The 13,550-nt window shown below is 68.8% G+C and carries 8 protein-coding genes and 1 pseudogene; 5 read left to right on the top strand and 4 right to left on the bottom strand.

What is annotated here, in order from left to right; translation table 11 throughout:
* Window positions 1-530: 530 nt before the first annotated feature.
* From OG844_RS37980 to OG844_RS37970, 3 genes are all read left to right on the top strand, one after another.
* Entirely contained in the window at window positions 531-1,079 is a 549-nt protein-coding gene (locus OG844_RS37980) for a hypothetical protein (RefSeq protein WP_406389030.1), read from the top strand.
* Window positions 1,080-1,290: 211 nt separating this feature from the next.
* Window positions 1,291-1,644, top strand: coding sequence for a hypothetical protein (locus OG844_RS37975; protein ID WP_329212645.1), 354 nt, complete (start codon window positions 1,291-1,293; stop codon window positions 1,642-1,644).
* On the top strand, window positions 1,641-3,050 hold the full coding sequence (locus tag OG844_RS37970) for a hypothetical protein (RefSeq protein ID WP_406389031.1): 1,410 nt from the start codon (window positions 1,641-1,643) through the stop codon (window positions 3,048-3,050). The genes OG844_RS37975 and OG844_RS37970 overlap by 4 nt, the downstream gene beginning before the upstream one ends.
* An 11-nt stretch (window positions 3,051-3,061) precedes the next feature.
* Here OG844_RS37970 and OG844_RS37965 read toward each other — a convergent pair.
* Window positions 3,062-3,328: pseudogene (locus tag OG844_RS37965) on the bottom strand (PIN-like domain-containing protein); the annotation flags it as partial.
* Window positions 3,329-3,592: 264 nt separating this feature from the next.
* Here OG844_RS37965 and OG844_RS37960 point away from each other — a divergent pair.
* On the top strand, window positions 3,593-5,593 hold the full coding sequence (locus tag OG844_RS37960; RefSeq protein WP_406389033.1) for an N-6 DNA methylase: 2,001 nt from the start codon (window positions 3,593-3,595) through the stop codon (window positions 5,591-5,593).
* Window positions 5,594-5,722: 129 nt separating this feature from the next.
* Here OG844_RS37960 and OG844_RS37955 read toward each other — a convergent pair whose 3' ends face one another.
* Window positions 5,723-6,808: a S1 family peptidase gene (locus OG844_RS37955; protein WP_406389035.1), complete on the bottom strand. Its 1,086-nt coding sequence runs from the start codon at window positions 6,806-6,808 to the stop codon at window positions 5,723-5,725.
* A gap of 426 nt (window positions 6,809-7,234) precedes the next feature.
* Between OG844_RS37955 and OG844_RS37950 the strand changes: the two genes are divergently transcribed.
* Window positions 7,235-8,119, top strand: coding sequence for an alpha/beta fold hydrolase (locus OG844_RS37950; RefSeq protein WP_406389037.1), 885 nt, complete (start codon window positions 7,235-7,237; stop codon window positions 8,117-8,119).
* Between the two features lie 61 nt (window positions 8,120-8,180).
* On the opposite strand, the gene fxsT is transcribed toward OG844_RS37950, so the two are convergent.
* Window positions 8,181-12,116 carry an FxSxx-COOH system tetratricopeptide repeat protein gene (gene fxsT, locus OG844_RS37945; RefSeq protein ID WP_406389039.1) on the bottom strand — a complete coding sequence of 1,312 codons (3,936 nt, stop codon included), beginning with the start codon at window positions 12,114-12,116 and terminating at the stop codon, window positions 8,181-8,183.
* Entirely contained in the window at window positions 12,113-13,459 is a 1,347-nt protein-coding gene (fsxC, locus tag OG844_RS37940) for an FxsC protein (RefSeq protein WP_406389041.1), read from the bottom strand. The genes fxsT and fsxC overlap by 4 nt, the downstream gene beginning before the upstream one ends.
* Between the last annotated feature and the right edge of the window lie 91 nt (window positions 13,460-13,550).

The following is a 13,550-nucleotide window of genomic DNA, read 5'->3' as shown; positions in this document are numbered from 1 at the left end:
CGGGCCGGCACGTCGATCCTTCACATCGGAACGCCTCGTCGGGACGCCCCCCCCTCGACGACAAGACTGTCACTCGTTAACTGAGTTCACAAGATGCATGGATGCCACTTCCGCCCGGACCGTCTTGGTGGAGGAGTCACGAGCTGTGCAGCCCCATCGATCCGCGTACGCGTCAATGAAAAGAGCCCCGTCCCGCGGCGCCCTCAGGGAGGGCGAGCGAGGGGTTCGGCAGCAGGCGTTCGGGGCGGGTGTCCGTCACTGCGATGCGCACGGCAGGGCAGGAACCCGAGAGCCAGGCGGAAATCACGGCCGGGGCGGCCATGCCGCGGCCCGACACGGAAGACGAGGCGATGGGGCACCAGGGGAACACCCCCTGGCGGCCTTGACTGCACACCCTGGACGTCTGAGTGTGTTCCGACAGCGAAAGGCCAACGCGATGGGTGACGGGTCGCGTGCCATCGAATCGTGGGGCAGGAGCCGGTGACGCAATGCGGCGGCTGACCTGGACCACGCCGTGCCAGGGGGCAAGAATGAGCACTGGACTCATAGCGTTACTGGTTGCCGTGGTGGGTGTGGCCGGCACCTTGCTCGCTCCGATCACCACCGCTTGGGTGAGCTCACGGTCGCGCCGCCAGGACTTCGAGCTCCAGCAGCGATCGGAGCGGACCAAGCGGCACCTCGACGACGCCCAGGCCAACCTGGAGCGTCGACGCGACATCTACGTCGCGCTGAACTCCGGTGCCCGACGGTATCGGTTCCACATGATGGAAGACCTCTACGCGATGCGTTCCGAGGCAGACCCGAACCCCGCGACAGAGGTGGTCCGGGCCGAGTTCCAGGACACCTATGCCCAGGCTCAAATGCTCGTCCCCGATAACGTCCTGCAGCCCTGCCAAGCCGTCCGTGTGGCGCTCGCAGAGGCCAAGAAGCTCATGGAGTCGCTGACCGAGGACGGTGCACACGACCAGCAGAAGTGGCAGGAAACCCACACCTTTCTGATCCAGATGTGGGACGCGATCACGGCGATGCAGCTCGCCATGCACCAGGACCTCGGCATCTCGACACCACCCCACCCGTGAACCGGGGCGTTCGCCACTGACGCCTCACCTTGCCGACGCGCGCTTCCCGCCCGACCATGCGCGGGCCGCCGGTAGCCGGAAAGGCTCGGGGAGCGAGCGCGGTGGTACCCATGTTTCCCGTTCTCCCCCTCCTGGGGTTGCGGGGTCTCTAAGATGCAGGAATCGGTCGGACCATCTGATAACCGGAATCCAGTACGAAGGACGGGACAAGGTGACTGTCGAGGCCTACTGGGATAAATCCGACGAAGAGCTCTACTCCCTGCTCGGGGCGGAGCTGCTGGGCGAGGGCTTGGGGCTCTCCCCCGAGGATCAGGAGAACCACCGTCGCTTCGGGAAACAGTGGTTCGGCAACAAGCACAGTGAACTGCAGCGGAAGATCTGCCATCACGAGAAGACGCAAGGCCTGTTGGGGACCACGGGATCGGACAGGCTGATCGACGCGTTCACCATCCACGAGCTCCTCACCGACCTGGATGACGACCCCACCACAGCCGCACTGATCGCCGTCCTGGTTGCGCGGGTAGGTCTCGGCGCCTTCTGCCGCACGTCACCGGCTCCGTCGTGACGCGCAAGACGATGGCGGACCGCAAGTACGAGCTGCTCCGGGCCGACCGCGACGTGCAGCTCGGCGAAATGAGGAAGCGGCTGCGTGAGCTCGGGGACGAGGAGGGCCTCCGACAGCTCGAAGCCGCCACAGCCGCCTGGCAGCGGAGCGAGTGGGCCGACAAGTACGGGGACATGATGACCGCGCCCGAGGAGTTGGTGACAGAGCAGCTGAAAGCCGCCATGGCCGATCTCGGTGCGAGTACGGAGCGCCTCGCCTCCGTCCGCGTCGTGAAGACCCTCAGGGAAGACGTCTCGGCACAGATGACCCCGTTCTCCGACGGTTCAGGGCTGGTCAATGTCGCCGACGCGACCCTCACCCTGTGCTCCCACTACGCCCGGTACATCTCGATCTCCCTGACCCAGCTTGCCTCCGGGTCCTTTCCCGCGAGCGTACGGGCGGCCGGAGCAGGAAACATGGGCGGGGACCCGGCCGTGCTCACCGGCCTGCTGCGCTACTACAGCACGAACCAGCGGGTGTACGCGTTGGCGGCGAAACTGGGCCTGCGGCTGGACATCGAGGCCGAGAAGAACGCCGCGTTCCTCTACCTCCAGGCCAGCCAGTTCATCATCGGGCACGAAATAGCCCACCACGCACTGGGGCATCAGTCCGCCGTGAGCGGCTTCTCACCTGACGAACACATTCCGGTCTGTTCGGACAACCAGGCCAGGGAACTGGAGGCGGATCTGTTCGCTTACCGTGCGGGCAAGCGGCTGATCGAGCAGGAACTCACCGGCCATGCCGAGGCTGCCCACGCTGCGACCTTCTCCCTCCTGGGGGCCTTGATCGCCATGCTGGCCGTGCACCTGACGGAGCGAGCGCTGTTCATCCGCCGAGGCTGCACTCACCCGTCCGCCCGTGTCCGGTCCGCGCTGCTTCTCGACCAGGTCGGCGAGCGGGAGCAGCAGTTCGCCAGAATCTTCCTCAGCACGCCGTTGGCTGCGACGGAAGCGGCCTCGACCATCTCCGAAGAAGCCCAGCTCTTCTCCTGGGAGTTGGCCGGAACAGCGCCGGTCTACACGTCGTTGCCTCATACGGACGTGCTCAACGTTGCCCAGCTCGACGCGTTGCAGTGCCGCTCGGAGTCCTGGCTTCTGGCTCTGCTGGAGAGCGAGAGCCGGCACTCCGGCGCCTGGCTTGGCGAGGCGGCACGCCTTGCCGTCGGCGGAAACCCTGCGGAGGCGCTGCGCCTCTGGGGCGTACGCAAGAGCGGCATCGCCCCGCTCTGCGACCTGGGGAGGCCGCTCCTGTTCTTCACGCTTCTGGACAGCCTGAGGGAGGGCTTCAAGGCACGAGGGGTGGAGAGCATGCGCACGAATGGGTATGCCCTGGCTGCGGCGACATTGGCTGCCCGACACCTGACCTGATTGAGGTCCCTGGTGACGAAGAGGACGTCCGTGCCGCGCGCTGCCACCTCCGCGGAGAGCTGTCTCCACACGATGCAGCCGCCCGCCGCAGCCTGATCGGGCTTTCCTTCCTCCAAGTCGCGAAAGCCTGGCGGCTGCCTGTGCTGTGACCGCTCCTTGGCTTCCGAGCGCCATCGCGTGAGCCGGCCATCCGTCGGCCGGGCCCCGGCCTTCCCCTGGAGCAGCACCTCCAGCTTCCCGATCACCGGGTCCGCCGACGTGTCCGGTGCACCCGGCACCTGGTCGTCCGTGGCCTGCCGTTCGAGCACCCCCGCCACACCTGGCCCATCACGCCACGCCCCCGTACGGAGTCGAGCCGGTACCGGTCGCGCAGCACTACTCCCGGAGCAAATGCACCCCTATTCCCAAGCCTCCACATTTCCTGCACGCCGACATCACGGGTCAGACCTGTGAACAAAGTCAATGATCGTAGTAGCCTGCCATCACTGAGGCCGCTGGGACGCCGACCCCGCCCGGCCCGCCTAGGACCCGGAGAGCCTCGAATGCGTACTACCGACGCCGTACCGGTCAGTCTGGCCGAGATCGCCCGGATCGCGGGTGTGGGACGTGCGGCGGTCAGCAACTGGCGCCGGCGCCACGACTCGTTCCCTTCCCGCATCGGCGGGACGGACGTGAGCCCTCAGTTCTCGCTGGCCGAAGTCGAGCAATGGCTGCGCAGCAACGGCAAACTGCACGACGTCGCCGGCCGCGAATTCCTGTGGCCCCGGTTCGAAGCGCTCGGCAGCAGGGACGAATCAGGGCTCGCCGTGGCCGAGGCTGCCCGCCGGATGCGCTCCCCGCGAGCCCGTTCCCACTCCTCGGACCTCTCCGAGGAGGCACGGGACCTGGCAGGCGAGGCCGCCCGGCTGGGGCGGAGCGAGGGACCGCGCGAGACGTTCGAGTTCCTGTTGCAGCGGTGGCTGGACACCCACGTCCGCCAGCTCAGCTCCACGCCCGCTCAACTGGCGTCGCTGATGGCCCGTATCGCGCTCGACGCCCGGCTCGGCGAGGGCACCGGCGGCCTCACGGTCTTCGATCCGGCGTGCGGCACAGGGCATCTGCCGGTGGCGGCCGCACAGGAGTACACCGGCCCGGGCTTGGCGCTGCTGGGAAGCGAACGCGATCCGGCGCTTGCCGCACTCGCCACGGCTCGCCTCGGATTCGCCACAGAGACCCGGACCGAGGTGCGTACGGAGATCGTCACAGCCGATGCCCTGCGCGCCGATCCGTTTGCGGGTCTGCGGGCCGACATCGCCCTGTGCAACCCACCGTTCAACGAGCGCGACTGGGGTTACGAGGAGCTGGCCACGGACCAGCGCTGGACCCACGGACTGCCGCCCCGTACCGAACCCGAGCTGGCCTGGGTCCAACACCTGCTGGCTCACCTCCGGCCCGGCGGCACCGCCGTGGTCGTCCTTCCCCCGGCCGTCGCCTCACGCAAGGCTGGCCGCCGCATCCGCGGGTCCCTGCTGCGCACGGGAACCCTGCGGGCGGTCGTCGCCCTGCCGCCGGGCTGCGCCCAGCCGCACAGCGTCTCGCTCCAGCTGTGGGTTCTGCGAGCTGCCCCCGACGGTCCTGCCTCAGCAGTCTCGGGCGCCCAGGATGCCCTCCTGGTCGACGCGACCAGACTCGCGAAGCCCGGTGCGCGTGAGCAGGGCCCCGACTGGGCCCCATTGACGGAGTTCGTGCTGTCCGCCGTATCTCAGCTCGACGCGCCGGAAGGGGAGCTCCCGGACGGTGCCGTAAGGATTCCCCTCCTCGATCTGCTGGACGACGAGGTGGATGTGACCCCGGGGCGCTACGCCCCTGCGGGCAATGACCCATCGGGCGTGGAACTCGCCGCGTCGTGGGAGGAGTTGACCGGCTCTCTCGGCCGGCTGACCGAACTGGTACAGAACCTGTCCAGGCTCGGCCTCTCCTCCGGGGAGTCCCGCACGACGGCCACGGTCGGCGACCTCGTCAAAGCCGGCGCCCTCACCCTGCGCGCCGGGCAGCAACCGGGGAATACCGCGACACCGCTGCCCCGTGACACAGGTTTGCCGCTTCTCACCGTCGCCGACCTGCTGATGGATGGGACCCCGCGCACCGAGGTCGCTCCCGGAGCCTCCGTGACCGTGGCCGAGGAGGGCGATGTCGTGGTCGCCGGGGTAGTTCGCGCCTTCCGGGCCTGGGTGCACGAAGGGCCACCGATCGCTCTGGGCCCCCAGCTCCACGTCCTGCGCGTGGACCCCGAAAAGCTGAGCACCCATTTCCTGGCAGGGTGCCTGCGCGCCCCGTCCAACGGCCGCCAGGCCGGCACGCACGCCTCCAGCTCGTCCCGCGTCGACATCAGACGCCTGCAGGTACTGCAACTACCTCTGCAGGAGCAGGCCGCATACGCGGAGGCGTTCCTCCACCTCACGTCCTTCACACGGCTGCTGACACGTGCAGACGCCTTGGGCGAGCAGCTCGCGGGCGACATCGGTGACCGGCTCGCAGCGGGCGGACTGACGCCCGGGAGGTGATGCGGGCAGGCCCGAGCCCGGCCGGCGCGACCGGATGATCGCCCGACCCGCCCGAAACCCGGACACGGCAACGGGCCCGCTCGCCTCACACGAAGTGAGCGAGCGGGCCCGCAACTGACGAACCGAAGGTCAGCCGATCTCGGCTCCGAAGGCGGACAGCGCCTCCGGGACCGGCTGGAAGAAGGTCTCGCCGCCCGAGGAGCAGTCGCCGCTGCCGCCCGAGGTCAGGCCGATGGCGGTGTCGCCCGAGAAGAGCGAGCCGCCGCTGTCGCCCGGCTCGGCGCAGACCGTCGTCCGGATGAGCCCGTTGACGATGTCGCCGTTGCCGTAGTTGACCGTGGCGTCCAGTGCGGTGACCTCACCGTCGTGCACCTGGGTGGTGGAGCCGCTGCGGGTCACCGACATGCCGACGGTGGCCTCGCCCGCCTTGGTGATCGGCTGGGTGGAGCCGTTGTAGAGGTTCACCTCGCTGGGGTGCGGCACGTCCGCGGTGTACTTGACCAGGCCGTAGTCGTTGTCCGGGAAGCTGGAGCCCTCGTTGGCACCGATCTCGGCGCCGCCCTGCGAGTCGGACCAGCTGGTGATCCCCTCGGTGCAGTGTCCGGCGGTCAGGAAGTACGGCTCGCCGTCCTTGACCACGTTGAAGCCGAGCGAGCAGCGTCCGCTGCCACCGAAGATGGCGTCGCCGCCCGCGATGAGGGGCTTGAACTCCCCTGCGGACTTGTTGAGTTCCGCCTTGTCGCCGAGGCCCTCGACCACGGCGCTGAGCTTGTCCCACGCCGCGCCCTCGACGGTACGGTCGGCGGTGACGACCACCTTGTTGCTGACGGGGTCGACCGCCCAGGAGGTGCCGGGGATGGTGGCCTCGGCGGTGAGGGTCTGCCGGGCCGACGTCAGCTCGGTGAGCGAGTTCTGTACGACTCTGGCCTTGCCGCCCGCCTGGCGCACCTGCTCCGCGGCGGCGTCGTCGAGGACGTTCACGACCAGGTTCTTCGCCTTGGCGTCGTAGTACGCGCCGGCCGTGTCGCCGCCCAGGGTCCTGTCCAGGGTCGTGGCGAGATTTCCGGCCGCGTTCGCCGTCAGTGTCCGTGCCGTGAACTGGGGCACGTCATCACTGGCGTTCGCAGTCTGGAAGGTGACTCCTGCTGCAACCAGGGCGACGACGGCCGATCCCGCAATGGCCGCGCGCTTCCTGGATATGCGTCGGTGCTTCAACTTCGACCTCCTGTGGGGCCGTGGTACGGACCAGTGGGGGGTCCGGAACACGGAGGATGGGGCGCCCACTATTCCGATGCGGGCGATAGCACACAAGGTCGACTTCAGGACGCACACACGACAACGACGCCTCACTCCTGACCCGTTCACAACCGGGAGGTCGGACCACGTCGGTTCCATGTGCGAACACCGCGTGCAATCGATTGTCGGCAGCGGGTGAGGACTAGTCCTGTCCTGTTTTCGCTCTCGTGAGTCCGGATGCTGGGGTCGCCCGTCCGGATGCGGTGCGAGCCGGAACCGGGCAAACACGGGTTCCTTCCGACAAGGAGTCCCGGTGGTGCCCTTGATGGGTCATCATCGAACTGGCAGCACACACCGGGCACTTGATGTCCGGACCGGGCGGGGTGACCGAGCGGAGGCGGCGGGGTGCGCAGTCGGGTGCGCGTGGCGGACGGGCGGCATCTGATGGTCGAGCGTCAGGGGGATCCGCGCGGCAGACCGGTCTTCCTCCTGCACGGAATGCCGGGCAGCCGGCTCGGCCCCGCTCCCCGCGGGATGATCCTCTACCAGCGCAAGATGCAGCTGATCGCCTACGACCGACCGGGGTACGGCGGTTCCGACCGGCTGGCGGGACGCCGGGTGGTGGATGTCGTCGAGGACGTACGGGCGATCGCCGACTCGCTCGGCCTGGAGCGCTTCGCCGTGGTCGGCCGGTCCGGCGGCGCGCCGCACGCCCTGGCGTGCGCGGCGATGATGCCCGAGCGGGTCACCCGTACCGCCGCACTGGTCGGTCTGGCTCCCTGGGATGCCGAGGGGCTCGACTGGTTCGAGGGGATGGCCGCGTCGAACGTCCTCGCCTACTCCGCGGCCGCCGCCGATCCCGACGGGCTCGCGGAGTCCTTCATCAGCCGCTCGGCGGAGATCCGGCAGGACCCGGTCCGGCTCCTGGACGACCTGCGTCGGGAGCTGACCGACTCCGACCGGATCGTGGTCAACGACGCCGGGATCCGTACGATGCTGCTCGCCAACTACCGCGAAGGGCTGCGCACATCGGCGTACGGCTGGATCGACGACGCGATCGCGTTCTGCCGGCCGTGGGGTTTCGACCCGGCCGACATCAAGGGACCCGTGATGCTGTGGCACGGCGAGAAGGACGTGTTCTCACCCGTCGGCCACTCCCGCTGGCTCGCGGAACAGATCCCGGGCGTCACCGCCGTGATGGAACCCGCGGCGGCACACTTCGACGCGCTGTCCGTGCTCCCCGAGGTGCTCAACTGGCTGCTGGACGACCGGGAGGCACCGGTCTGCTGACCCGCGGCCCGGGGTGCGGTGTCCGTATGGACACCGCACCCCGGGCCCGCGGCAGGCACGGTCACACCGACATCGGTTCCAGTTCGCGCAGGAACCTGGTCTCGTCCCGCGCTATCCGGGTCAGCGGGTGATCGTCGCCGAGCTGGCGTGCCAGCTCGTCGCCCGTCTCCGCCCGCAGCCCCAGTGCCTCGTCCTTGCGCCCCATCGCATCGAGGGTGACCGCGAGGTTGGAGGTCATGGCCAGGGTCTCCGGGTGGTGCGCCCCGAGGACCTCCCTGAGCTGACCGGAGACCTTGCGCTCCGTCTCCAGCACGAGCTCGAGATCGCCGCGCTCGGCCGTCGCGTTGGCCAGGTTCATGACGCAGAACAGGGTGTTCGGGTGTTGGCGGCCGAACACGTCGCGCATCGAGGCGACCACCCGCGTCAGCAACGTTTCCGACTCCTCCGACGCACCGGACCCCAAGAGGTACACACCGAGGTTGTTCTGTGCGGCCAAGGTGTACGGGTGCTGCTCCCCCGGCACCTTCATGTACTGGTCGACGACCTCCTGGGCGGTGTTCCTGGCCTCGGCCGCCTCGCCTGCCGCGAACAGGTCCGCCGCCAGGTTCAGGTCGCAGGCCAGCGATTCGGGGTTGGCCGAGGTGTACTTGCCCCGGTACCTGGCGCGGGTGGCCACCGTCAGCCTGCGGGCGTCCTCCAGCTGCCCGGCCCTGCGCAGCGAGACCGCGAGGCTCTTCGCGACGCTCAGAGTGGTCGGATAGGTCCGGCCGAGCGTGGACTTGAAGCTGTCGTAGGTGCGGCTGAGCAGACTGACGGAGTCCTCGTACCGTCCGACCTCGCGCAGGTCGCGTGCCAGGTTCATGGCGGAGGACAGGCTGTGCGGGTGCTCCTGTCCCAGCACCTCGGAACGCAGGTCGTAGCAGTCCTGGTCGATCTCCCTGGCCCGGGCGTACTGCCCGATGCTCCGCAGGTTCAGTGCCAGGTTGTTGGCCGCCGCCAGCGTCCTGGGATGCCGTTCGTGGAAGATCTGCCCGAAGCCCTCGTGGGCCTTGGTCGCCAGTTCGATCGCCTTGCCGTAGTCACCGAGCAGTCCCAGGTCGATGGCCAGACTGCTGGTGGTCATGTACGTGTGCGGGTGCTCCGGCCCCAGCACCTCCCGCTGCTGCTGGAGGGTGAACTCGTCGAGCTCCTTCGCCTCCACGTACCGGCCGCGGGTGCGCAGGATGTTGGAGATGTGGAAGCAGAGGTACAGGTACTGCAGATCCTGTTCCCCCAGCATCTCCAGCCAGGTCTCGCGCAGTTCGTCGCCGAGCGTGGCCGCGGTCCTGACGTCTCCGCGCTTCCACAGGTAGCGCACCCGGTCGATCAGCAGCCTGCGGGTCTCCGGCTCCTTGCAGTTGCGCGCGTCGGACGGGCCGAGGTGCGGCCAGATCGAGGCGAAGCGGGACCAGGTCTCCGGGTTGTCGATCGGCTCGTCGCTGTCGGGCCGGGCCCCGGCCAGGATCCGGTGCACGACATGCCGGGCCTCGCGCTGCTCCTCCTCGCTGAGCTGGGCCTTGATGACGGCCTGTACGAGGCGGTGGACCTGGATCGAGTTGGAGACCTGGTCGACCTTGGCGAGGGCGAACCGGCCGATCTCCCGGATGACCCGGCCCAGGACCAGCTTCTCCTGGAGCGAGGAGTCGTACGGCTTCAGCGCCTCGATCATCTCCTTGCTGTAGAGGAGGTCCGCGGAGATCGGCTCCGGGGCGAAGAAGGCACAGAGCTGGAGCAGCCGCACCGCCGCGGGCGAACGCTCCTTGAGACGTTCGATGGAGATGTTCCAGGTGGCCGCGACGGGCTCCGGGTAGCCCGCGGGCTGGTTGAGGGCCAGTACCTGGGGGGCCTGGCGGGCCAGCTGCTCCAGGTAGGTCCCGATGGGGGTGGCGGTCTCCGCGATCCAGGCCGCGGCCTGTTCGACGGCCAGCGGCAGGTCACCGACGGCGGTGGCCACCTGGGCGGCGTCCTCCACGCTCAGCCCCGGGGCGCGGCGCTGGAGGTGTTCGATCGACTCCTCCCGCAGGAAGACGTCGACGGGCAGCGCGTCACCGTGCTGGGACCACGCCTGGTTCCTCGAGGTGACCAGGATGTGGCCGGAGCCGCCCTGCGGGAAGTAGCGCCTGAGCCGCTCGGGGTCGTCCGCGTTGTCGAAGACCAGCAGCCAGCGGTCCGAGGGCACACCCCGCCGCAGCAGGTCCACGGCCTCCAGCGAGGCCGTGGCCATGTCGTCGCCGCCCTGGGCACCGAGCCGGACGGCGAGTTCGGCGAGGCTGGCCACCACGTCGTCGGACTGTTCGGACGATATCCACCACACCAGGTCGTAGTCCGCCATGAAGCGGTGCACGTACTCCAGTGCCACCTGCGTCTTGCCGACGCCGCCGAGCCCGTACAGCGTCTGCGGCTGCGGCAGCACGACGGCCATGCCGCCGCCGAGCTGGTCCCGCATCCGCTCCAGGACCAGTGAGCGGCCGGTGAAGCCGGGGTTGCGGGGCGGTGCGTTCCAGATCCTCGGCACGGTACCGGGGAAGCGGGGTCCGGGCGACACTCCGTCGCCGAGCTGGACCGGCCTGTCCAGGGCGCGCATCAGGGCGGTGGTGGCGTGGACCTCGTCCAGCCGGAACAGGTCGACCGGGTTGCGGTCGATGTACGGCGCCGAGAGGCGCACATCGGTGACCCTGAGCGGCAGCAGCTGACGCCGCCCGCCGCCGGGATCCTCGGAGACCGCCCGGGTCCACAGGTCGACGGCCCGCTGGGACTTGAGGTAGGCGCTGGAGAGCAGCACGACGGTACGGGCCGCGGCCTCGGGCGCGCTGTGCGGGGCGTCCACGGTGGCGGGGTCGGCGGAGACGTCACGCGGGACCACCCGGAATCCGGCCCGGGTGAGGACCGATTCGATCCAGTCGGCCCACATCCGGTTCTCCGCCACGTAACTGAGGAAGAGATCGGCCGGCATGGCGGGGCGGCGCCGGGTGAAGGCGTCGCGGATGCGCAGCCGTACCTCCTCGCCCACCGGCGGCATCGAGGTGATCTCCTGGGCGGTGACGACCGCGGTCAGCCGTTCGAAGGCGGACAGGAGCGAGTTGCTGAGGCCGGCCTCGTCGCCGAAGGTGGCGAGGGTCTCCTCGTACGCGTAGTAGGGGCGGTAGGGAATCTCCACCGCACCCCAGTAGGCGGTGAGTTCGTCGCCGGAGAGGTCCCGGGGCAGCCGGTCGAACTTCAGCCGGGCCAGGGCCCTGCCCGCGTCGGCCTTCTCCTTCTCGCCCTCGTCGATGCGCATCGGGACGGGGAAGATGGAGATAGGGCGGCCGGTGTAGCGCTCGGCGATCTGCCGGGCGACGGAGGCCGCGCCGTCGATGGACTGGTCGCTGAGGGTGAAGCAGTCGACGAGCACGTCCGGGAGGTGGACGGTGCAGATGTCGGCGATGTCGCTGAGGCCGGTACGGCTGTCGATGAGGACGTAGTCGTAGTTGGCCTTCATGTCGTCGCGCAGGGCGTCGAAGAAGTGCCCGCCGCCCAGCCGGTCGTAGAAGTTGTCCCAGTCGAAGGTGGAGACGGTCGCGGAGTACTCGCGGTTCTGGCGTCCGGCGGAGACGAAGTCGAGCGTGCCGCCCTGCGGGAACTCCCAGCCGAGCGCCTCGGGGTTGAGCGAGACGGCGTGCGGCTGGATGCGGGCGTAGTCGCGGTGCCAGTCGTCCGCGCGCTGGGCGGGGTTGGTCGCGGCCCAGGCGTACTCGGTGATCAGGTCGATCACACCGGTGGTGGCACCGAGCGTCGACGGGTCGAGGAAGGGGTGGAAGAACCGGTGGAGCCCGGGGGCTTCCAGGTCCCAGTCGACGGCCAGCACCCGCTTGCCGTTGGCGGCGAGGATCCAGGCGGTGTTGGCCAGGGCCATGGTGCGCCCCGTGCCGCCCTTGTACGAGTAGAAAGTGACGATGCGCCCGTCACGACCGGCTGTCATACGTCCTCCGCATCCGTCGCAGGGTCGTGCATGTCGGGTATGAACTGCGTGTTACCCATGGGCCCCATCAGTCGCGTCCGTTCGGTGTGCCGTCCGCCGGTCGCGGGCGGATAGACCGTGGCATGCCTCAGATACTGCTGAGCGGCCACCTCGACCACCTGGGGAAGGATCTGTCCGAACGCCTCCATGGTGGGTACCCCTTTGGCCGCCACCCGGCAGAAGGCCCGCCCCTGCCGCATCTTGGCGGGCATCGTCTGCTCGAGCTTCTCGGTGAGTTCGGCTTCGGCGGCTCTGCTCTGGTGGTCGTCGCGGCACCACGGCACGACCATGGTCACCCAGGGCCGGTTCTCCGCGTCGAAGGCCGCGAGCCGGCGCCGCCGGTCCTCGTCCTGCAGGGCCCAGCGGTCGACCAGGAGTATCTCCGGGGTGCTGGGCGGCTGTTTTCCCTCCAGCTGCCCGGACTCCTCGTCGAACGAGGTGATGACTGCCTGGTAGTTGAGGGAACGGACCAGTTCCTCGGCGACGTAGGCCAGCGGTTTCGCGGCGGCCGGATGGTACGGGTTCCAGTCGTGCGGGTTGTCCCCGTAGTAGTCGGGGTTGCGTCCCGCCGGCAGGTCGTGGCGTGTGGGAGCGGCGATGGTGATCTGCATCGGCCGGGGTGCTCCGACTCCGCTGCTCGGTGATCCGAAGGCGCTGGGAGCGAGGCGGTAGTCGACCGGCCTTCCGGTGTCGATCTGGACCGTGTCGGCGACGCTGACGATGCGTTTGGCCAGTTCGTAGACGGCCCGCTCGTATTCCTGGGCGAAGAGCCTGAGTTTGATCAGCCCGTAGAGCCCGTCGCTGACGTAACGGTCCCCGAAATCGCGGTGGTTGAACTGTAACCGCTCGGCTGATCCGGGCAGTTGGTTGGGCGGCACCGGAACCCAGAGCGCCGGAACGATCGCTTCGGCGGGCTGGTTCGAGCGGGCGCGGTGGTGGATGGCACGCTGTTCGAAGGCGTACCACTCCTTGCCGCACATCTCGCTGGCGAAGTAGCGCGGCGAGAACAGCGGTACGAAGACACGGCAGGTGGCGAGCACCCCGCCCAGGCGCTCCGACCAGCCCTCACCGGAACGTATCTCCCGGTCCATGAACCCCGCGGGCGCGCCCGCGGGCAGATCGGTCATGGCCATCACATGACCACAAAGATCTTGGAAAAGCCGTTCGACCCACATATCGGGGTCTGTTCCACCGCCGTACCCCGGTGTGTGCGCGTAACTCAGAAAGAAGTACGGCCGATGGTCCGCCGCTCGCTGCTGCGTCGATGCGTGCACACGACCCCCGTCCTGTGTGAGCACCCGCATCCCAGGACTGTGGAGAGGGTGCGAGCGAATTCATCATTCCGGAGCGGACCTTGCTCCACCCCCATGGCGTTCGGTCAATCAACGCCGCTTT

It is taken from the genome of Streptomyces sp. NBC_00887, from assembly GCF_045207585.1.
This window is presented reverse-complemented; position numbering and strand designations above follow the sequence as displayed.

Bases quoted from the DNA above. Each gene is read 5' to 3' on its own strand.
- fxsT (WP_406389039.1), bottom strand. From the start codon at position 12,116: ATGACAGCCGGTCGTGACGGGCGCATCGTCACTTTCTACTCGTACAAG.
- fsxC (WP_406389041.1), bottom strand. From the start codon at position 13,459: ATGCGGGTGCTCACACAGGACGGGGGTCGTGTGCACGCATCGACGCAG.
- OG844_RS37980 (WP_406389030.1), top strand. From the start codon at position 531: ATGAGCACTGGACTCATAGCGTTACTGGTTGCCGTGGTGGGTGTGGCC.
- OG844_RS37960 (WP_406389033.1), top strand. From the start codon at position 3,593: ATGCGTACTACCGACGCCGTACCGGTCAGTCTGGCCGAGATCGCCCGG.